Genomic DNA, 20,292 nt, shown 5'->3' with positions numbered 1-20,292 from the left:
GGCAACGTCATGGCCAAACCTGGATTTCGCCTCGCGCTGTTTGCCACCTTGCTGGCGCTGATCGTGGTGCTGCTTGGCGCCTACACCCGGCTGACCCACGCCGGCCTGGGCTGCCCGGACTGGCCCGGTTGCTACGGCTTTATCAGCGTACCGAAAAGCGAAGCCCAACTGGCCCATGCCGAGCTGCACTTCCCCGACGCACCGGTGGAGGCCCACAAGGGCTGGAACGAGATGATTCACCGCTACTTTGCCGGCACCCTGGGACTGCTGATCGTGCTCCTGGCCGCCCGCGCCTGGACCCATCGCCAGCATCCTGGGCAGCCGCTGAAGTTGCCGCTGTTCCTCCTGGCGGTGGTGTTCGCCCAAGCGGCCTTCGGCATGTGGACGGTGACCCTGAAGCTCTGGCCGCAGGTGGTCACCGCGCACCTGCTGGGCGGCTTTGCCACCCTGAGCCTGCTGTTCCTGCTGACCCTGCGATTGTCCGGGGTGCTGCCGGCGCTGATCGTGCCGCGCCGCCTGCAGTACTGGGCCACCGCAGGGCTGGTGCTGGTGATCGGGCAGATCGCCCTGGGCGGCTGGGTCAGTTCCAACTATGCCGCGGTGGCCTGCATCGACCTGCCGACCTGCCACGGCCAGTGGTGGCCGAACATGGATTTTGCCAACGGCTTTCACCTGACCCAGCACATCGGCCCCAACTATCTGGGCGGCCAGCTGGACAGTGACGCCCGCACCGCCATCCACATGACCCACCGGGTCGGCGCGGTGCTGGTGACTCTGGTGCTGCTGGGGCTGGCCTGGCAATTGCGGCAGGTGGGCATGACTCGCCTGGCAGGATTGGTGCTGGTGGCACTGGGTGCGCAAATCAGCCTGGGCCTGAGCAATGTACTGTTCCACCTGCCGCTGCCGGTGGCGGTGGCCCACAACGCCGGGGGCGCGGCACTGCTGTTGACCCTGGTGCTGGTCAATTACCACGCTCGTACCAGCCTGGTGCAGGCCCGGGTTCGCCGGCCCCTGGGCTGGCGCCTCAGCCCGCGCAAACAGATGGCAGGGCCCATCACCATCAAAGGAGAGATGCCATGGCGACTCTGATCGGCGAACGCCCGCACCCCCGGGCGATCTGGCGTGACTACCTGGAGCTGACCAAGCCCAAGGTGGTGGTGCTGATGCTCATCACCTCGTTGGTGGGCATGTTCCTCGCCACCCGCGCCGGGGTGCCTTGGACAGTGCTGGTGTTCGGCAACCTGGGCATTGGCCTGTGCGCGGCAGGCGCGGCGGCGGTCAACCACGTGGTGGACCGGCGCATCGACGCGGTCATGGCCCGGACCCACAAGCGCCCGCTGGCCGAAGGGCGGGTATCGCCGGCGGCAGCGCTGGGGTTCGCCCTGGTGCTGGCCCTGCTCGGGCAGGCCCTGCTGCTGGCCTTTACCAATCCGCTGACCGCCTGGCTGACCCTGGCCTCGCTATTGGGCTACGCGGTGGTCTACACCGGCTTCCTGAAGCGGGCGACGCCGCAGAACATCGTCATCGGCGGCCTGGCCGGGGCCGCCCCGCCGCTGCTGGGCTGGGTTGCCGCAACCGGGCACATGAGCGCCGAGCCGTTGCTGCTGGTGCTGATCATCTTCGCCTGGACCCCACCGCACTTCTGGGCCCTGGCGATCCATCGCAAGGAGGAGTACGCCAAGGCCGATATTCCGATGCTGCCGGTGACCCACGGCGAGCACTACACCAAGGTGCATATCCTGCTGTACACCTTTGCCCTGCTGGCGGTGAGCCTGTTGCCCTACGCCATCCACATGAGCGGCGTGCTGTACCTGGTCTGCGCCCTGGCCCTGGGCGGGCGCTTCCTGCAATGGGCCTGGGTGCTGTACCGTGGCACTCGGCCGCACGCGGCGATCAACACCTTCAAGTACTCTATTTATTACTTGTTCCTGCTGTTCATCGCCCTGCTCGTAGACCACTACCTATTGTTGAACCTATGACTCGAACTCAGAAAACCGTCTTTATTCTCGTTGCGCTGGTGGCCCTGGTCCTGGGGCTCACCGTCAACAAAGTACTGTCCGGCAAGGGTCAGGGCGACCCCACCGCATTGATCGATGCCGGCATCATCCTGCTGCCCCAGAGCCGCACGTTGCCCGCGGTGAAGATGCTCGACCAGGACGGCCAGCCCGTGGTGATCGATGAGTTGAAGGGCAAGTGGTCGCTGCTGTTCTTCGGCTACACCTTCTGCCCGGACATCTGCCCTACCACCCTGGCCCAACTGCGCCAGATCAAGAGCGAGCTGCCCAAGGAGTCGGTGGACAAGCTGCAGGTGATCCTGGTCAGCGTCGACCCCAACCGCGATACGCCGCAGCAGCTCAAGCAGTACCTGGGCTACTTCGACAAGGACTTCAAGGGCCTGACCGCTTCCTCGGTGGAAGACCTGCAGAAGATTGCCAACGCGGTGAGCATCCCCTTCATTCCGGCAGACACCAGCAAGCCCAACTACACCGTGGACCACAGCGGCAACCTGGCGGTGATCGGTCCGGACGGCACCCAGCGCGGCTTTATCCGTGCGCCGCTGAACAACCAGAAGCTGGTGGCCCAGTTGCCGGTGATGCTGCAGCGCAAGTAACCCGGTTTTCACCGCAGCAAACAAAACGGGGCGCCCAAAGGCGCCCCGTTTGCATTGCGTCGGTCGATCAGAACGCGGGAACGATCGCGCCTTTGTACTTCTCGAGAATGAATTGCTTCACTTCCGGGCTGTGCAGGGCGGTAACCAGTTTCTTCATGGCGTCCGAGTCCTTGTCGTCAGGACGGGCCACCAGGATGTTCACGTAAGGCGAATCCTTGCCTTCGATCACCAGGGCGTCCTTGGACGGGTCCAGCTTGGCTTCCAGGGCGTAGTTGGTGTTGATCAGCGCCAGGTCGACCTGGGTCAGCACGCGCGGGATGGTGGCGGCTTCCAGTTCACGGAACTTCAGGTCCTTGGCGTTCTCGGTGATGTCCTTGACGGTGGCCAGGATGTTGTTCGAATCCTTGAGCTTGATCAGGCCGGCCTTGTCCAGCAGCAGCAGCGCGCGGCCGCCGTTGGTGGCGTCGTTGGGGATCACCACGGTGGCACCGCCCGGCAGTTCGGAGAGTTGCTTGTACTTGCTGGAGTAGGCGCCCAGGGGCTCGATGTGCACACCGGCCACGCTCAGCAGCTTGGTGCCCTTGGCCTTGTTGAACTCATCCAGGTACGGCTGGTGCTGGAAGAAGTTGGCGTCCAGGCGCTTCTCGGCCACTTGTACATTGGGCTGCACGTAGTCGGTGAAGACCTTGACCTTCAGGTCCACGCCTTCTTTGGCCAGGGCCGGTTTGACGAATTCCAGGATCTCGGCATGGGGCACCGGTGTGGCGGCCACGGTCAGGGTTTCGGCGGCGTGCGCGGAGAACGCGGCAACGGCTGCGAAAGCGACGAGCAATTTTTTCATCGATCAAGCTCCTTGTAAGTCGCCCGACCCCGGGCGCCTGCCGGCCTGAGCCGGCAATTTTATTTGCGGGAAAAGTGCACCACCAGCTTGTCGCCGACGGTTTGCAGAACCTGGACCAGCACCAGCAGCAAGACCACGGTCACCACCATCACATCGGTCTGGAACCGCTGGTAGCCGAAACGGATCGCCAGGTCGCCAAGGCCACCGGCACCCACCACGCCGGCCATGGCGGTGTAGGACACCAGGGTAATGGCGGTCACGGTGATAGCGGCAAAGATGCCCGGGCGGGCTTCCGGGAGCAAGGCATTGGTAATGATCTGCCGGGTGCTGGCGCCCATGGACTGGGTGGCCTCGATGATGCCGCGGTCGACTTCGCGCAGGGCGGTTTCCACCAGCCGGGCAAAGAACGGCGTTGCGCCCACCACCAGCGGCGGGATGGCCCCGGCGACGCCCAGGGAGGTGCCGGTGATCAGCACGGTGAACGGAATCATCACGATCAGCAGGATGATGAAGGGCAGCGAGCGCAGGATGTTGACCACCAGCGACAGCAGCGCATACAGCGACTTCTGCTCCAGCAGTTGGCGCGGGCTGCAGAGGAACAGCAGCACGCCCAGGGGCAGGCCCAGGAGCACGGTGAACAGCAACGAGCCGCCGAGCATCATCAGGGTGTCGCCGGTGGCCAGCCAGATTTCCAGCCAGTCGATGTTGGTGAAGAAGGTATCCATCAGCGCAGCACCTCCATGTGGACATCCGCTGCGGTGAAGCGGGCGAAGGCCGCTTCCATGTCACCGCCGGTGATGGCCAGGGTCAGTTGCCCGTAAGGGGTGTCTTTGATGCGGTCGATGCGTCCGGCGAGGATGCTGTAGTCGACCCCGGTCTCCCGGGCCACGGTGCCCAGCAGCGGCGCGTAGGTGGCGTCGCCCTGGAAGGTCAGGCGCACGATGCGCCCCGGCACGTGAGCGAAATCGTCGCGCTGTTCGTTCTCGTCGACCTGCTCGTCTTCCTGGACGAAGCGCTTGGTGGTCGGGTGCTTGGGGTGCAGGAACACGTCGGCCACCGGACCCTGCTCGACGATCACGCCGGCATCCATCACCGCCACCTGGTCGCAGACGCGACGGATCACGTCCATTTCGTGGGTGATCAGGACGATGGTCAGGTTCAGTTCGCGGTTGATCTCCGCCAGCAATTGCAGGACCGACGCAGTGGTCTGCGGATCAAGGGCGCTGGTGGCTTCGTCGCACAGCAGGATCTTAGGCTTGGTGGCCAGGGCGCGGGCAATGCCGACGCGCTGCTTCTGGCCGCCGGACAGCTGCGCCGGGTATTTCTTCGCATGATCGGCCAGGCCGACCCGGTCCAGCAGCTCGGCTACTCGACGATCGATCTCGCCACGGGACAGCTCGCCAGCCAGGGTCAGGGGCAAGGCGACGTTGTCGGCCACGGTCTTGGAGGACAGCAGGTTGAAGTGCTGGAAGATCATCCCGACCTGCTGGCGGAAGCGGCGCAGGCCATTGGCATTCAGCGCGGTGACTTCTTCGTTGTCGACGATGATCTTGCCGCCGCTGGGGTTCTCCAGGCGGTTGATCAGGCGCAGCAGGGTGCTTTTACCCGCGCCGGAATGGCCGATCAGGCCGAACACCTGGCCGTTCTCGACCCGAAGACTGGTCGGATGCAGGGCGGGAATATCCCTACCGGCGACCCGGTAGGTTTTATGGACGTTTTGAAACTCGATCACGTAGCGAACCTTGTGGGGCGCGTTAGAAAAGGATCAGCGGTTAGCCGGGCGCGCATTTTAGCCTGTCCGTATAGAGGTTCTTAGCATTTATTTCGCAATCATCATGCCATTTGGCAATAACGCGATCAAAGGTCATAAAAAAGGAACGGCCGCCTGCTCTCGCCAGTCACTACTTAAGCCACTCGAAAGCCGCCAGGTGCCGTGCCTGGAGGTCTTTGCCCACGAAGCCCCCGGGCCTGCCAGGGGCTCGCCAACGAGGAGTTTTTGCCTGATGAGCACGAAAAAGCCCAGCGCCCCGAAAAGCCAGATGGCCGGGACCGACACCCTGGACCGGGGCAACACCAACAGCAAGCTGCAGAGCCTCGAGGAGTTCCGCTCCGACGCCACCGGGCAGGCCCTGCGAACCAATCAGGGAGTGAAGGTTGCCGATAACCAGAACACCCTGAAAGCCGGTGCCCGCGGCCCCTCGCTGCTGGAAGACTTCATCATGCGGGAGAAGATCACCCACTTTGACCATGAGCGGATTCCCGAGCGCATCGTGCATGCCCGGGGGGTAGGTGCCCACGGTTACTTCCAGAGCAACGGTAATCATTCGGCACTGACCAAGGCCGGTTTCCTGCGGGACCCCGGGAAGAAGACGCCAGTGTTCGTGCGTTTTTCCACGGTCCAAGGACCGCGAGGCTCGGGAGATACGGTACGTGACGTGCGCGGTTTTGCCGTGAAGTTCTTCACCGACGAAGGCAACTTCGACCTGGTGGGCAACAACATGCCGGTGTTCTTCATCCAGGACGCGATCAAGTTTCCCGACTTCGTGCATGCGGTAAAACCCGAGCCCCACAACGAAATGCCCACCGGCGGCTCGGCCCACGATACGTTCTGGGACTTTGTCTCTCTGCAGCCGGAGTCGGCGCACATGGTGATCTGGGCCATGTCCGACCGGGCCATTCCGAAAAGCCTGCGCAGCATGCAGGGATTTGGCGTGCACACCTTCCGCTTCATCAACGCCGAAGGTCGCTCGCGCTTCGTCAAGTTCCACTGGCGGCCGACGGTGGGCACCTGCTCCCTGGTCTGGGACGAGGCACAGAAACTGGCGGGCAAGGACACCGATTTTCACCGGCGCGACCTGTGGGAGTCGATCGAGGCCGGCGACTATCCGGAATGGGAACTGGGGGTGCAGATCGTTGCCGAGGAGGACGAGCACAGTTTCGACTTCGACATTCTCGACCCGACCAAGCTGATCCCCGAGGAACTGGTGCCGATCACGCCCCTGGGCAAGATGGTGCTGGACCGCAACCCGGACAACTATTTCGCCGAGACCGAGCAGGTCGCCTTCTGCCCGGGGCACATAGTGCCCGGGATCGACTTCTCCAACGACCCGCTGTTGCAAGGGCGACTGTTTTCCTACACCGATACCCAGATCAGCCGCCTGGGTGGACCGAACTTCCACGAATTGCCGATCAACCGGCCTTTGGCGCCCTTCCACAACAGCCAGCGCGACGCCATGCATCGCATGACTCTGGACAAGGGCCGAGCCTCCTACGAGCCCAACTCCATCGACGGCGGCTGGCCCCGGGAGACCCCGCCGGCCGCCGAGGATGGTGGCTTCGAGAGTTATAACGAGCGTATCGATGCGCACAAGATCCGCCAGCGCAGCGAATCCTTCAGCGACCATTTCTCCCAGGCGCGGCTGTTCTACAAGAGCATGAGCAAGCACGAGCAGGAGCACATCATCGCCGCCTACAGCTTTGAGCTGGGCAAGGTGGAACGTGAATGGATCCGCGAACGCCAGGTCAACGAGATTCTGGCCAACATCGACTTGCAGCTGGCCGCGCGAGTGGCCGAGAACCTCGGGCTGGCGGCGCCGAAGAAAGCCACGGTGGCGGAGCGCAAGACTTCGCTGTCGCGCTCGCCGGCCCTGAGCCAGGCGAACCTGTTACCAGGCAATATCAAAACCCGGAAGGTGGCGATTCTGGCGGCCAACGGCGTCGATGGTGCGGCGATCGATGCGCTGAAGAAGGCTCTCAAGGCCGAAGGGGCGCACGCCAAGCTACTGGGGCCGACCTCGGCACCGGTCACTACGGCGAATGGCAAGAGCCTGCCGGTGGATGGGTCCATGGAGGGCTTGCCATCGGTGGCCTTCGATGCGGTGTTCGTGCCCGGAGGTGCGCAGTCGATCAAGGCCTTGAGCGGCAATGGCGTGGCCCTGCATTACCTGTTGGAGGCCTACAAGCACCTCAAGGCGATCGCCCTGCACGGTGAAGCCAGGGAGCTGTTGCAGGTGCTCAAGCTGGAAGCGGACGAGGGCTTGATCATCGGCGCGGATGCCAAGGCCGTGAAGGCATTTTTTGCGGCGATTGCCCAGCATCGGGTCTGGGATCGGGAAGACAAGGCCAAGGCGGTTCCGGCCTGAGCCATTGTGCCAGCCGGCTTCCTCACGGGAGCCGGCCAGGGGCAAGGCTTTACTGCGCCTTGCGCGGGCTCAGGACCATCTGCGCTGGAACATGACGCACGATCTGCCGGCTGATCTTCTGCTGGAAGTCGGGATCGAGTTTTTTCACCCGCTTGCTCAGCAGGGTCGACAGCCAGGGGTAATCCTCGGTGCGCGGTACCTGGATGATCACGTCGCACTGATAATTCACCGTATCGGCGGCCAAGGCATCGAGTTGCCGACGCAATTTACGGATATCGGTGACGTTCAGTGCAAGGGTGCTGCTTTCGGCCGTCGGATCGATCAGCTTGGCCGGTGGCCGGGCTTCGGCGGCTTTCAGGGCTGCCTCGGCCTGTTCCAGCTCAGCCTTGCGGGCATGGGCGATGGCATTGTTGACCCCGCCGGTCAGCGCGGGTGCCTTGGGCATCAGCGCCCGGGCACGGCTCAGGGCGGTGGCTGCGGCGTTGACGTCACCTTTTTGCAGGACGATCTGGCTGCGCTGCAGATAGGCTTCGGCCAACTGCCGCTGGTACTGCACCAGTTGCGGGTCATCGGGCGTCTGCGCCTGCAAGGCGCTGAGTTGATCTTCCGCGGTGGCCAGTTCGCTGCTGGCGATGTTTTGTTCCAGCTGCGCGATGGCCGTGGCCCGTGCATCAGGGACCTCGGTGGCCGCTGGTGGCGTGCTTTGGCAGGCTCCCAGCAGCAGGGAAAATGCGACAAGGAGCAGATAACGGGAGGCGAACGGCTTCATTCCTGCGACTCTCTAATTGCGCAAAAAGCGAGCAAGTCTACACCCCTCGACGGGGCAGGACAAAACTCAGCAGAAACAGTGCGGCGGCCGTGACCACGATCGATGGCCCGGCCGGGGTGTCCTTGAACCAGGACAGCGCCAGCCCGCCGCATACCGCGAGCATGCCCAGCAGGCTTGCGCCCAGGGCCATCTGCTCCGGGGAGCGGGCGTGACGCTGTGCCGCGGCGGCCGGGATGATCAACAGCGAGGTGATCAGCAACACGCCGACAATCTTCATGGCCACCGCGATCACTACGGCGATCAGCAGCATCAGCGCCATGCGCAGCGTGGCCACCGGCAGGCCTTCGACCTTGGCCAACTCCTCGTGCACGGTGATTGCCAACAAGGGCCGCCACAGTGCTACCAGCAGCAACAGCACTGCTGCGCTGCCGCCGAGAATCCACCCCAGGTCGCCGGGGCTGATCGCCAGCAGGTCGCCGAACAGATAGGCCATCAAGTCGATCCGCACTTCATGCATGAAGCTTAGTACCACCAGGCCAAGAGACAGGGTGCTGGGGGCAAGAATCCCCAGCAGCGTGTCGGATGCCAGGGGCTGGCGTTGTTGCAGGGTCACCAGCAGTACCGCCAGGAGCAGGCAGCCCACGGTGACCGCTACGGCAGGGCTGATATCCAGCAGGAAACCCAGGGCTACCCCCAGCAATGCCGCATGGGACAGGGTGTCACCAAAATAGGCCATGCGCCGCCAGACCACGAAAGATCCCAAGGGGCCGGCGACCACCGCCAGGGCCAAACCTGCGAGCAGGGCGTAGAGCAGAAAATCAGCCATGCTTGCAGTTTTCTCCATGGACATGAGGCAGGCCCGTGGCGGGCTGAGTGACCACCGATCCATGCAGGTCGTGGGCGTGGTCGTGATGGTGGTGGTAGATCGCCAGGCTGGGCGCGTTCTTGCCGAACAGTTCGACGAAGGCCGGGTCGCCGCTGACCTGCTCGGGGTGCCCCGAGCAGCAGACGTGACGGTTGAGGCAGACCACCTGGTCGGTGGTGCTCATCACCAGGTGCAGGTCATGGGAGACCATCAGCACGCCGCAGCCGTGCCGGTCCCGCAGGCGGGTGATCAGGCTGTAGAGCTCGGCCTGACCGGCCACGTCGACCCCTTGCACCGGCTCGTCGAGCACCAGCAGTTCGGGTTCGCGGAGCAGGGCCCGGGCCAGCAGTACCCGCTGCATCTCGCCCCCGGAAATACTTTGCACGGGGCTGTCGATCACTTGTTCGGCACCGACTTCCTTGAGGGCCGCCAGGGCCCGTGGACGATCCACTCCTGGCACCAGACGCAGGAAGCGCAGCACCGACAGAGGCAGCGTCGGGTCGACATGAAGCTTCTGCGGCATGTAGCCGACCCGCAGTTTGGGTTTGCGCCAGACACTGCCGCTGTCGGGCTTGAGCAGGCCGAGCACGGCGCGCACCAGGGTGGTCTTGCCGGCGCCGTTGGGACCGATCAAGGTGACGATCTGCCCGGGTTCGACACTGAGCTGGATATTGTCCAGCACGTTCTGTCCGGCAAAGGTCACCCCGACCTGCTCGAGGCGGATCAACGCAGTGCTCATCAAGCCCCCTGGCAGCCCGAGCAGAGCCCGACCACTTCGACGGTCTGGCCCTCGACCACGAAGCCGACGTCGCGGGCGCTGGAGATGATCGCGTCGCTGATGGATTTCTGCTCCAGCTCGATAGCGGCGTGGCACTCGCGGCAGATCAGGAACTGCCCCTGGTGAGCGTGCTCCGGGTGGTTGCAGCCGACAAAGGCGTTGAGCGAAGCGATGCGGTGCACCAGGCCGTTTTCCAGGAGGAAGTCCAGCGCCCGGTAAACGGTCGGAGGCGCAGCGCGGCGGCCATCCTGTTCGCTGAGCACGGCGAGGATGTCGTAAGCCCCCAGGGGCTTGTGGCTCTGCCACACCAGCTCCAGCACCCGCCGGCGCAGGGCGGTCAGGCGCAGGCCTTGCCGTGCGCACAGGGCGTCGGCCTCAGACAGTGCGCTGTGCACGCAGTGAGAGTGGTCGTGGGGACGGCTGGCGAGGGGTGTTTTAGGCATGAGCGGCGACGAGGTTTGTGAGAGACGTTATTATGTTACCTGTTCTCGCCTCTTCGAGTGTCCATCGTGCCCAGACTTTTTCGCCTTTTTGTCGCTTTTACCCTCAGCCTGTTGGCGATCGGCTCGGCCCAGGCCGAAGTGCGGGTACTCACCAGCATCAAACCCCTGCAACTGATCGCCGCTGCGGTGCAGGACGGCGTGGCGGTTCCCGAGGTGTTGCTGCCACCGGGGGCGTCGCCGCACAACTACGCGCTGCGCCCTTCCGATGTGCGCAAGGTGCAGAGCGTGGACCTGCTGTACTGGATTGGCCCGGACATGGAGGGCTTCCTGCCCCGCGTCCTCAAGGGCCGGAGCCTGCCTTCGGTGGCGGTACAGGACTTGCCAGGGATGAAGTTGAGGCATTTCGCCGAGGATAGCCACTCGCACGCCGAAGAAGCCGACGAACACGATCACCGCCCGGGAACCCTGGACGCCCACCTGTGGTTGTCGCCGGTGAATGCCCGGGTCATCGCGGCGCGTATCGCCGCCGACTTGAGCGCTGCCGATCCGGCCAACGCTGCCCGCTACCAGAGCAACCTGAAAGCCTTCAACGAGCGTCTGGACGCCCTGGATACTCGCTTGAAGGCTCGCCTGGCGGGAATCGCCGGCAAGCCCTACTTCGTGTTCCACGAAGCGTTCGATTACTTCGAGGACGCTTATGGCCTCAAGCACACCGGGGTGTTCAGTGTGGCCGCGGAGGTTCAGCCGGGCGCGCAGCACGTTGCCGCCATGCGCGCGCGCTTGCAGCAGGTGGGCAAGACCTGTGTGTTCAGCGAGCCGCCCCTGCGCCCACGGCTGGCCGAGACGCTGGTGGCCGGATTGCCGGTGAAACTGGCGGAGCTGGATGCGTTGGGTGGGTATACGCCAGCGACTGCTCAAGGCTATGAGCAGGTGCTGGAGAAGCTGGGGAACGATCTGGCGGGCTGTCTGGAACAGCTTTGAGCAGGGATTGTTGCGGGATGGCTTTCGCGGGCAAGCCCGCTCCTACAAGGGTGTTATCCATCTGTAGGAGCGGGCTTGCCCGCGAAGGGTTTACAGGGCGAACGGCAGCGCGATGCTGACCTGTTGCCGCTGTGCCAGGCGTTGCTGGAATTCCATCGGGTCGTGAATCAGCACGTCCTGCCCGGCGAAGCTCTCGGCGGCAATCAGTCGTGACAGCCAGAAACGCACGCAGGCCACCCGCAACAGGGTCGGCCAGAGCTCGGCCTCCGCTGCAGTGAACGGGCGCAGCGCGGCATAGGCGCCCAGCAGCGCTCGCGCCCGCTGGCCATCGATCACGCCCTCATCATCGGAGCACCAATCGTTCAGGGCAATGGCCACGTCGTAGAGCATCGGCCCCGAGCAGGCATTGTAGAAGTCGATCAGGCCGGTCAGGTGAGTGCCTTCGAACATGGCGTTGTCGCGAAACAGATCGGCATGAATATTGGCCCGGGGCAGGGCCAGGATCTTCACCTTCTGTGCGGCGATTTCCTCCAGCGCCCGCTGCAGCAGGTCCTGGGCGGTGGTGTCGAGGTGAGGGAGCATTTTCGTGCCCTCCTCCTGCATCCAGTCCAGGCCGCGATCGGTCTTGCGCTTGATCATGTTGTCCTTGGTGGCCACATGCAGGTGGCCGAGCAGCTCGCCGACCTGGGTGCAATGCTGGGCATTGGCCTGCTTGATGTGCTTGCCCGCCAGGCGCGGTTGCAGCAGTGCCGGCTTGCCCGCCAGCTCCCGCAGGGCGACCCCGTCGGTGGTGCGCAGTGCGTAAGGCACCGGCAGGTCGGCCTCGTGCAGCACGTCCAGCAGTTCGATGAAGAACGGCATTTCCTGGACCGGGCCGCGCTCGATCAGGGTCAGGACGAACTCGCCCTGCTCCAGGCTGATGAAGAAATTGGTGTTTTCGCTACCAGCGGCAATCCCCTGGAAGTCAAGCAGGCGGCCGAGCCCATAAGGGGCGAGAAAGGTTTCCAGCTCGGGCCGAGCCAGGGGGGTGAACACAGACATGGTTAAAAACTGCCAGTACGGGCGCCGCGATCACGCTGGCGCCAATTGAAGTCGAGAGTGTTTTACCACTCAAAGATTTTCCACGAAGGGATCAGCATATCCGGCTGATCCGAGCGGATGAAGTTGCCGTCGGAGCCATCGGCGCGCACCAGGAAGTAGGGCTTGCCACCCTTTGGCGTGACCTTGATGGCATACAGGAAACCATTCTGCCGGTATTCCTGGATGGTCTTTTCGCCTTCCGTGCGAATGGTCACGTCCGGGTCGGCTGATGGCGCATCCTCTGCGGCGATAACGGCCATTGGAGCGATTGCAATCAAGCTGGCCAGCAGCAAGCGATTCAGTGTGCGCATGATAACCTTGTCCCTTTGTCGTCAACGGTCCCGCTATTCTAGCGCCGGACCCGCCGAAAAGGTTGATCCTACTCATGAGCCAAGCCCCCCTCGTCCTGGTGGACGGTTCTTCCTATCTGTACCGCGCGTTCCACGCGTTGCCACCTCTGACCACCTCCAAAGGCCTGCCCACCGGCGCGGTCAAGGGCGTGCTGAACATGCTCAAGAGTCTGCGCAAGCAGTACCCGGACAGCCCGTTCGCGGTGGTGTTCGACGCCAAGGGCGGGACTTTCCGCGATGACATGTATGCCGAGTACAAGGCCAACCGCCCGAGCATGCCGGACGACATGCGGGTGCAGATCGAGCCCTTGCACGCCAGCGTGATCGCCCTGGGTTTCCCGCTGCTGTGCGTTGAGGGGGTGGAGGCTGACGACGTGATCGGCACCCTGGCCCGCAGCAGCGCGGCGGCGGACCGGCCGGTGGTGATTTCCACCGGTGACAAGGACATGGCACAGCTGGTGGATGGGCACATTACCCTGGTCAACACCATGTCCGGTAGCAGCATGGATGTGGAAGGCGTTAAGGAGAAATTCGGCGTCGCTCCCGAGCAGATCATCGATTACCTGGCGCTGATGGGCGACTCTTCCGACAACATCCCGGGGGTTCCGGGCATTGGTCCCAAGACCGCTTCCGGCCTGCTGGTAGGGGTCAATGGCGGCCTGAAGGAGCTCTACGAGCAGCTGGATATCGTTCCGAGCCTGCCGATCCGTGGGGCCAAGACCCTGCCGGCCAAGCTCGAGGAACACAAGGAGATGGCCTTCCTCTCCTACCAATTGGCGACCATCAAGGTCGACGTGGCCCTGGATGTGGGGCTGGATGATCTGCACTTGCGCGAGCCGGATCGTGACAAGTTGATGGAGCTCTACAGCCTGCTGGAGTTCAAGAGCTGGCTGGACGACCTGCAGCGTGACGCCAAGCGTGTCGAGCTTGATGTTGCCCAGGCCCCGCAGGCGGCTGTCGAGCAGCCTGAAGCCGAGCCGGAGCCACTTGAGCTGCAATACGAAACCATCCTCGACCCGGCGCGTTTCGACGCCTGGCTGGAGAAACTCAAGCATGCCAGGCTGATCGCCTTCGACACGGAAACCACCGGCATCGACGCCCAGCAGGCGCAACTGGTGGGGCTGTCGTTCTCGGTCAAGGCTGGCGAAGCCGCCTATGTGCCTCTGACCCACTCCTACATGGGCGCACCGGAGCAGTTGGATCGCGACACCGTGCTGCTGGCCCTGAAGCCGCTGCTGGAAGACCCTAAGCTGCTCAAGGTGGGCCAGCACGCCAAGTTCGACATGAACATCCTGGCCAACTGTGCCATCGGTGGAGACCAGGCCAACGGCATCACGGTACGTGGCGTTGCCTTCGACACCATGCTCGAGTCCTACGTGCTCAACTCCACTGCCACCCGCCATGACATGGACAGCCTGGCGCAGAAATACCTGGACCACAGCACCGTGAGCTTCCAGGACATCGCCGGCAAGGGCGCCAAGCAACTGACCTTCGACCAGATCCCCCTCGAGCAAGCCGGGCCTTACGCCGCCGAAGATGCCGATGTGACCTTGCGTCTGCACCAGGCGCTGTTCGGCAAGCTCACCGCGATTCCGAGCCTGGCCAGCGTGCTGACCGATATCGAGATGCCACTGGTGCCGGTCCTGGCCCGCATCGAGCGCCAGGGGGCGCTGGTGGATGCCCAGTTGCTGGGGGTGCAGAGCATCGAACTGGGGGACAAGATGGTTGCCCTGGAGCGCGAGGCTTTCGAGATCGCCGGTGAGGAGTTCAACCTGGGTTCGCCCAAGCAATTGGGCTCGATCCTCTACGACAAGCTCGGCCTGCCGGTGCTGAAGAAGACGGCCAAGGGCCAGCCCTCCACCGCTGAAGAGGTGCTGGCCAAACTGGCGGAGGATGACTACCCGCTGCCTCGGGTATTGATGCAGTACCGCTCCATGAGCAAGCTGAAAAGCACTTACACCGACCGTCTGCCGGAGCAGATCAACCCGCGTACCGGGCGGATCCATACCTCCTACCATCAGGCGGTGGCTTCCACTGGGCGTCTGTCCTCCAGTGATCCGAACCTGCAGAACATCCCGGTGCGTACTGCCGAAGGCCGGCGCATTCGCCAGGCCTTCATCGCGCCGGCCGGCTACAAGCTGCTGGCGGCGGACTACTCGCAGATCGAGTTGCGGATCATGGCCCACCTGTCTCGGGACGAAGGGCTGCTCAATGCATTTCGCAACAACCTCGATGTGCACACGGCCACCGCGGCCGAGGTGTTCAAGGTCGAGCTCGAGGATGTCACTTCCGATCAGCGTCGCAGTGCCAAGGCGATCAACTTCGGTTTGATCTATGGCATGGGTGCGCAGAAGCTGGGCAAGGACATCGGTGTCGGAACCAAGCAGGCCAAGGCCTATATCGATACCTACTTCGCGCGCTATCCAGGGGTTCGCGAGTACATGGACCGGACCCGGGCACAGGCTGCTGAGCAGGGGTATGTAGAGACCATCTTCGGTCGTCGGCTGTACCTGCCGGAGATCAATTCCAACAAGCCACAGGAGCGCGCCGGCGCCGAGCGCACGGCGATCAACGCGCCGATGCAGGGCACCGCGGCAGACATCATCAAGAAGGCCATGGTGGCGGTGGACAACTGGCTGGAGTCTTCGGGTCTCGATGCCCGGGTCATTCTCCAGGTGCACGATGAACTGGTGCTGGAGGTGCGCGAGGACCTGGTGGACAAGGTTCGCGAAGAGATTCGCGGGCACATGAGCGGTGCCGCGACCCTGGATGTACCGCTATTGGTCGAGGTCGGGGTGGGAAATAACTGGGATGAGGCCCATTAAGGGCACTTTTCAGCGGCTTTTGCCGCGGCATAGTGTCGCGGCAAGTGACTGGCGAAGGGCTATTAGCACGGAAAATTTCATCGATTATTGCCAATAGTTTTTGCAGCGCGCCGGAACTAAATCGGTGAACGCCCACTCAGAGTTACTGAATGGCTGGTGAAGCCCTTCGATGCTCCTATGTTGTGTTAAGTGTTGGCAGATATCTGGACCCCGCCCTAGCGGTCTAGAACTTGAACCCCGAACTTCCCCCTCCCCATACGAAGTCCGGGGTTTTTTTTGCCTGAAAATCGCCTGGGAAATGATCATGCTGCGTTAAAAACGCGGCGCGAAATGCTCATCTACAGTCAGTAAAATCCGCTTTCGCACCGCGCTTTTGCCTTGCCTGAGCATCCTCCAGGCAATTTTCCCTACGTCTCTCAGGCCTCGATTTCGGTGCCTTTGTCAGCCAGTTCCATCCAGCCCGCCAGTACGGTGTATGCCTCTTCCAGGCCCATGCGCTTGGGCGCGGAGAACAGTTGGATGGTGACCGCTTCGCCCCAGCCCTTGCGGATCTGCGACTGGACCTTGAGCAGGGTGTTCTTGGCCGCGCCGTAGGTCAGCTTGTCGGCCTTGGTCAGCAGAATGTGCATCGGCATGCCGCTGGCCACGGCCCAGTCCAGCATCAGCAGGTCGAAGTCGGTCATGGGATGACGGATGTCCATCATCAGGATCAGGCCTTTGAGGCTCTCGCGGCTGCCCAGGTAGGCTTCCAGGTGGCGCTGCCAGTGCTGCTTGAGCGGGATCGGCACTTTGGCGTAACCGTAGCCCGGCAGGTCGACCAGACGGCGATCGTCGTCTAGCTTGAAGAAGTTCAACAACTGCGTGCGCCCCGGGGTCTTCGAGGTGCGGGCCAGGCTGGCGTGGGTCAGGGTGTTCAGGGCGCTGGACTTGCCAGCGTTGGAACGCCCGGCAAAGGCCACTTCAAAGCCTTCGTCGTCAGGGCATTGATCGACTTTGGCGGCACTGAGCATGAAGGTAGCCTGTTGGCACAGACCGAGGATGGGGTTCTTGAGTTGCATGGGATTTCCGATAGGGGCGATGCCGAGAGTGGACGCGGCGAGCGGTGTCGTTTCCGTTTCAGTAGCGCCAGTATATAATGCCGCAGATTTTGTGTGCGCTTTGTCCCAGCGTAGGATGAAGTTCACGAGAGCGATAAACCTTGAATGCGCATTAGAACGCATCACGCTCTCAACCCTGAAAAGGTCGTTTTATGACGAAATGGCTGCTAGCTGCCGGTGTCTTGATGCCGCTTTACAGCGCTCAGGCTACACAGGATCCGGAAGCTGTGTACAACCGTGTTTGTGGGGCTTGTCATTCCGGCCAACTACCCACGGCGCCCCGCAAGGGCGACCAGGAAGCTTGGGCGCCGAGGTTGGCGCAAGGTATGGAGACGCTGGTGCAACACGTGACCCAGGGTTTCAAGGCGATGCCGCCGCGTGGTTTGTGCATGGACTGCAGTGCCGAGGATTACCGAGTCATCATCCATTGGATGAGCGAGTGATCCCGGTCCATAACTCTTTAACCCTTAGCCGTAGTTGGATTAGCTGATGAACAAATTACTCGTGAGTCTGCTGTTGACCTTGGGCATCACAGGTGTCGCCCATGCCGCAGGCGACGCTGCTGCCGGTCAGGCGAAAGCCGCAGTCTGTGGCGCTTGCCACGGCCCTGATGGGAACAGCATGGCGCCAAACTTTCCAAAGCTGGCGGGTCAGGGGGAAAAGTACCTGGAGAAGCAGTTGCACGATATCAAGTCGGGCAAGCGCCAGGTGCTGGAAATGACCGGTCTGCTGACCAACCTGAGCGATCAGGACATGTCTGATATCGCCGCCTACTTCGCCAGCCAGAAAGGCAGCGTCGGCGCGGCAGATCCGAAAGTCGTGGCCCGGGGCGAGGAATTGTTCCGTGGCGGCAAGCTCGATCAGGGCATGCCAGCCTGCACCGGTTGCCACTCGCCAAACGGCGCGGGTAACGCAGCGGCCGGCTTCCCTCACCTGAGCGGCCAGCACGCACAATACGTGGCCAAGCAACTGACCGACTTCCGCGAAGGCAACCGCACCAACGACGGCGACACCCTGGTCATGCGCAGCATCGCTGGCAAGCTGAGCAACAAGGACATCGAAGCGGTGTCCAGCTATATTCAGGGCCTGCACTGAGGTTGGTTCGATCGGGCCTGCCGAGGATGCGAAGCCACGGCACGTTAATGATCGATTAATCTGACGATGCAAGCATAAAGGGTGGCTCAGGCCGCCCTTTTTTATGGCGTCTGCCGCTACACTAGCGAACTCAAGCCCGCCATGATCTGTCTGAACTCAGGTCGCGCGAGGCGCCAAAATTGTCCAGGAGTAAAGCATGCGTAATCTGATTCTCAGCGCCGCTCTCGTCACTGCCAGCCTATTCGGCGTGACCGCTCAAGCCGCCGAACCGGTCGAGGCCGGTAAACAATATGTCGAGTTGAGCAGCGCCGTTCCGGTTGCGGTGCCTGGCAAGATCGAAGTGGTGGAGCTGTTCTGGTACGGCTGCCCGCACTGCTACGCCTTCGAGCCAACCATCAATCCCTGGGTTGAAAAGCTTCCAGCCGATGTCAATTTCGTGCGTATCCCGGCAATGTTCGGCGGTATCTGGAACGTTCATGGTCAACTGTTCATCACCCTGGAAGCCATGGGCGTAGAGCACAAGGTCCACAAGGCCGTATTCGAAGCCGTCCACAACGGCAAGAAACTCGCCACTCCGGAAGAGATGGCCGAGTTCTTGGCTACCGAAGGCGTCGACAAGGACAAGTTCCTCAGCACCTACAACTCCTTCGCCGTCAAAGGCAAGGTCGAAGACGCCAAGAAGAAGGCCCAGGCCTATCAGATCACCGGCGTACCGACCATGGTGGTCAACGGCAAGTATCGCTTCGACCTGGGCACCGCCGGTGGTCCTGAAGGCGCGCTGAGCGTGGCCGACCAGTTGATCGCCAAAGAGCGCGCAGCCAAGTAAGCGCCGCCGCCATGCCGCGCTGGGGCTCGGAACGCATCGTTGGCCTGCATGATCCGCAGGTCAACGAACATCATTTAGCGTCTAGCGGCCTGCCGGCGGACAGCCGCCTGCGCTTGCTCAGTTTCAATATCCAGGTCGGGATCAGTACCGAACGCTATCGTCACTACCTGACCCGTGGCTGGCAGCACTTGCTGCCCCATAACGGGCGGGCGGGCAATCTGCAGAAGATTGGCAGCCTGTTGGGGGATTTTGACCTGGTGGCCCTGCAGGAAGCCGATGGCGGGAGCCTGCGTTCAGGCTACGTCAATCAAGTGGAGCACCTGGCCCAGCTGGGTGCGTTCCCCTACTGGTATCAACAGCTCAATCGCAATCTCGGGCGCCTGGCTCAGCACAGCAACGGCGTGCTCAGTCGCTTGCGGCCCTGGGCCATCGAAGACCACCCGCTGCCTGGTCCCAAGGGGCGTGGTGCGATCCTGGTGCGTTTCGGCGAAGGCCCTGACGCGCTGGTGGTCGTGATGATGCACCTGGCGCTCGGCGCCCGGGTTCGCACCCGGCAACTGGCGTATATCCGCGAGTTGATCGGCGGCTACAAGCATCAGGTGCTGATGGGTGACATGAACACCCACGCCAGCGATCTGCTGGAGCATTCCCCCTTGCGCGATCTCAGCCTGCTGGCGCCGCAACTGCAGGCGACCTTCCCCAGTTGGCGGCCGCAACGCTGCCTGGACCACATCCTGCTCAGCCCCAGCCTGACCCTGGAGCGAGTCGAAGTCCTGGCCCAACCCATATCCGATCACCTGCCGGTCGCGGTAGAGATTCGTCTGCCGGGTTCGCTCACGGCTGATGCATTGCCCGCGTTGAGTCCTGCCCCTCGCGGAACCGATGAATGAGCGACGACGCCCAGCGCTGGAAAGAGAAATACCTCAAGAGCATCGAACAGCAGGACAAGCTTGAGCGCCGTTGGGCTGCTCGCCTGGACTTGCTGCGCCGCGGGCTGGTGCGCAGCACCCTGGCGGCGGAGGGCACCGATCGCGCGGTCGACCAGTGCATGAAGGAAATGCGCGAGGTGATCCGCACCGATGACATGGATGCAGGCCTGGCAGCCTTGCTGCCGCGGCTGGAAAAAGCCGTGCTGGACTCTGAGCAGCGCCGGGAAACCCGAGTCGATCAGATGAGCAGCGCCCTGACTGCCCTGGTTGCCCAATTGCAGTCCCTGCCCCTGCCCCGAGAGGTCAGTCGGCCGCTCAAGGCGTTCGCCAAGCAGCTGGACAGCCGGGTAGGCCAGGCGCGGGAAATTCCCCTGCTGCTGGGGGAGCTGAGCAATCTGCAGGGCAAGGCCCTGGGTCAGTTGGAAAACCCGGTCGAGCCGGGGCGACCGAGCCTGCTGCAACGATTGTTCGGTGCCCGCGATAGCGCTGAGGCCACTCCTCAGGTGGAGGCTGTGCAAGTACCAGCGGCACTGCCTGCTCCAGACGTCCGTACGCAGGCGGAAGAGGTCGAGGTCGCGGATGCCACGGTGCGCGAGCACTACCAGACGCCTGTTGCCCAAGCCCCCGAAATCGTTCAATCACCCGCACCCGCACCCGCAC

The 20,292-nt window shown here is 62.9% G+C and carries 20 protein-coding genes and 1 pseudogene; 11 read left to right on the top strand and 10 right to left on the bottom strand.

Translation table 11 applies throughout. From position 1 onward, the window contains the following. The first annotated feature begins 9 nt into the window (after positions 1-9). The 3 genes from U873_RS0131580 to U873_RS0131570 are packed head-to-tail and all read left to right on the top strand — an operon-like array spanning position 10 to position 2,611. Complete coding sequence (locus tag U873_RS0131580) at positions 10-1,089, top strand: heme A synthase (protein ID WP_025132060.1); 1,080 nt, start codon at positions 10-12, stop codon at positions 1,087-1,089. Then, the gene (cyoE, locus tag U873_RS0131575) at positions 1,077-1,979 is read left to right on the top strand and encodes a heme o synthase (protein WP_025132059.1); all 903 of its coding nucleotides are present in this window, start codon (positions 1,077-1,079) and stop codon (positions 1,977-1,979) included. Before U873_RS0131580 ends, cyoE begins: the two co-directional genes overlap by 13 nt. Then, positions 1,976-2,611 carry an SCO family protein gene (locus U873_RS0131570; protein WP_025132058.1) on the top strand — a complete coding sequence of 212 codons (636 nt, stop codon included), beginning with the start codon at positions 1,976-1,978 and terminating at the stop codon, positions 2,609-2,611. The genes cyoE and U873_RS0131570 overlap by 4 nt, the downstream gene beginning before the upstream one ends. Positions 2,612-2,678: 67 nt before the next feature. Here the strand turns inward: U873_RS0131570 and U873_RS0131565 are convergent, their stop codons facing one another. Genes U873_RS0131565 through U873_RS0131555 form a run of 3 tightly spaced genes read right to left on the bottom strand, consistent with a single transcriptional unit; the run spans position 2,679 to position 5,184 of the window. Further along, a complete protein-coding gene (locus U873_RS0131565) occupies positions 2,679-3,452 on the bottom strand; it encodes a MetQ/NlpA family ABC transporter substrate-binding protein (protein ID WP_025132057.1) in 774 nt (257 codons plus the stop codon). A 59-nt stretch (positions 3,453-3,511) separates the two neighbouring features. Further along, the gene (locus U873_RS0131560; protein ID WP_029978791.1) at positions 3,512-4,177 is read right to left on the bottom strand and encodes a methionine ABC transporter permease; all 666 of its coding nucleotides are present in this window, start codon (positions 4,175-4,177) and stop codon (positions 3,512-3,514) included. Then, entirely contained in the window at positions 4,177-5,184 is a 1,008-nt protein-coding gene (locus tag U873_RS0131555; protein ID WP_025132055.1) for a methionine ABC transporter ATP-binding protein, read from the bottom strand. The genes U873_RS0131560 and U873_RS0131555 overlap by 1 nt, the downstream gene beginning before the upstream one ends. A 271-nt stretch (positions 5,185-5,455) precedes the next feature. Between U873_RS0131555 and katE the strand changes: the two genes are divergently transcribed. Beyond that, a complete protein-coding gene (katE, locus tag U873_RS0131550) occupies positions 5,456-7,594 on the top strand; it encodes a catalase HPII (protein WP_025132054.1) in 2,139 nt (712 codons plus the stop codon). 49 nt (positions 7,595-7,643) lie between these two features. Here katE and U873_RS0131545 read toward each other — a convergent pair whose 3' ends face one another. The 4 genes from U873_RS0131545 to zur are packed head-to-tail and all read right to left on the bottom strand — an operon-like array spanning position 7,644 to position 10,449. After that, positions 7,644-8,363, bottom strand: coding sequence for a PA5502 family lipoprotein (locus tag U873_RS0131545; protein WP_025132053.1), 720 nt, complete (start codon positions 8,361-8,363; stop codon positions 7,644-7,646). A gap of 37 nt (positions 8,364-8,400) precedes the next feature. Beyond that, positions 8,401-9,189 carry a zinc ABC transporter permease subunit ZnuB gene (gene znuB / locus U873_RS0131540; RefSeq protein WP_025132052.1) on the bottom strand — a complete coding sequence of 263 codons (789 nt, stop codon included), beginning with the start codon at positions 9,187-9,189 and terminating at the stop codon, positions 8,401-8,403. Next, a complete protein-coding gene (znuC, locus tag U873_RS0131535; protein WP_025132051.1) occupies positions 9,182-9,967 on the bottom strand; it encodes a zinc ABC transporter ATP-binding protein ZnuC in 786 nt (261 codons plus the stop codon). The genes znuB and znuC overlap by 8 nt, the downstream gene beginning before the upstream one ends. After that, positions 9,967-10,449: a zinc uptake transcriptional repressor Zur gene (gene zur / locus U873_RS0131530; RefSeq protein ID WP_011058466.1), complete on the bottom strand. Its 483-nt coding sequence runs from the start codon at positions 10,447-10,449 to the stop codon at positions 9,967-9,969. Before zur ends, znuC begins: the two co-directional genes overlap by 1 nt. Positions 10,450-10,515: 66 nt before the next feature. Here zur and U873_RS0131525 point away from each other — a divergent pair, with 66 nt between their 5' ends. Then, positions 10,516-11,430, top strand: coding sequence for a zinc ABC transporter substrate-binding protein ZnuA (locus tag U873_RS0131525; protein WP_025132050.1), 915 nt, complete (start codon positions 10,516-10,518; stop codon positions 11,428-11,430). A gap of 90 nt (positions 11,431-11,520) precedes the next feature. Here the strand turns inward: U873_RS0131525 and U873_RS0131520 are convergent, their stop codons facing one another. Further along, entirely contained in the window at positions 11,521-12,471 is a 951-nt protein-coding gene (locus U873_RS0131520) for a homoserine kinase (protein WP_025132049.1), read from the bottom strand. Positions 12,472-12,533: 62 nt separating this feature from the next. Continuing rightward, positions 12,534-12,821, bottom strand: coding sequence for a DUF2782 domain-containing protein (locus U873_RS0131515; protein ID WP_025132048.1), 288 nt, complete (start codon positions 12,819-12,821; stop codon positions 12,534-12,536). A 74-nt stretch (positions 12,822-12,895) separates the two neighbouring features. Between U873_RS0131515 and polA the strand changes: the two genes are divergently transcribed. After that, entirely contained in the window at positions 12,896-15,685 is a 2,790-nt protein-coding gene (gene polA, locus U873_RS0131510) for a DNA polymerase I (RefSeq protein WP_025132047.1), read from the top strand. A gap of 416 nt (positions 15,686-16,101) precedes the next feature. Here polA and yihA read toward each other — a convergent pair whose 3' ends face one another. Then, the gene (gene yihA / locus U873_RS0131505) at positions 16,102-16,743 is read right to left on the bottom strand and encodes a ribosome biogenesis GTP-binding protein YihA/YsxC (protein WP_025132046.1); all 642 of its coding nucleotides are present in this window, start codon (positions 16,741-16,743) and stop codon (positions 16,102-16,104) included. Positions 16,744-16,934: 191 nt separating this feature from the next. Between yihA and U873_RS0131500 the strand changes: the two genes are divergently transcribed. From U873_RS0131500 to U873_RS0131480, 5 genes and pseudogenes are all read left to right on the top strand, one after another. After that, positions 16,935-17,225: a cytochrome c5 family protein gene (locus U873_RS0131500; RefSeq protein WP_025132045.1), complete on the top strand. Its 291-nt coding sequence runs from the start codon at positions 16,935-16,937 to the stop codon at positions 17,223-17,225. Between the two features lie 46 nt (positions 17,226-17,271). Further along, positions 17,272-17,877 carry a cytochrome c gene (locus tag U873_RS0131495; protein ID WP_025132044.1) on the top strand — a complete coding sequence of 202 codons (606 nt, stop codon included), beginning with the start codon at positions 17,272-17,274 and terminating at the stop codon, positions 17,875-17,877. Positions 17,878-18,073: 196 nt separating this feature from the next. Continuing rightward, on the top strand, positions 18,074-18,703 hold the full coding sequence (locus tag U873_RS0131490) for a thiol:disulfide interchange protein DsbA/DsbL (RefSeq protein ID WP_025132043.1): 630 nt from the start codon (positions 18,074-18,076) through the stop codon (positions 18,701-18,703). A gap of 11 nt (positions 18,704-18,714) precedes the next feature. Next, entirely contained in the window at positions 18,715-19,593 is an 879-nt protein-coding gene (locus U873_RS0131485; protein ID WP_025132042.1) for an endonuclease/exonuclease/phosphatase family protein, read from the top strand. Next, a pseudogene (locus U873_RS0131480) lies at positions 19,590-20,292 on the top strand (hypothetical protein); the annotation flags it as partial. The gene U873_RS0131485 and the pseudogene U873_RS0131480, both read left to right, overlap by 4 nt.

Origin of the sequence: Pseudomonas sp. PH1b (assembly GCF_000633395.1) — a bacterium.
GTDB lineage: Bacteria > Pseudomonadota > Gammaproteobacteria > Pseudomonadales > Pseudomonadaceae > Aquipseudomonas.
This window is presented reverse-complemented; position numbering and strand designations above follow the sequence as displayed.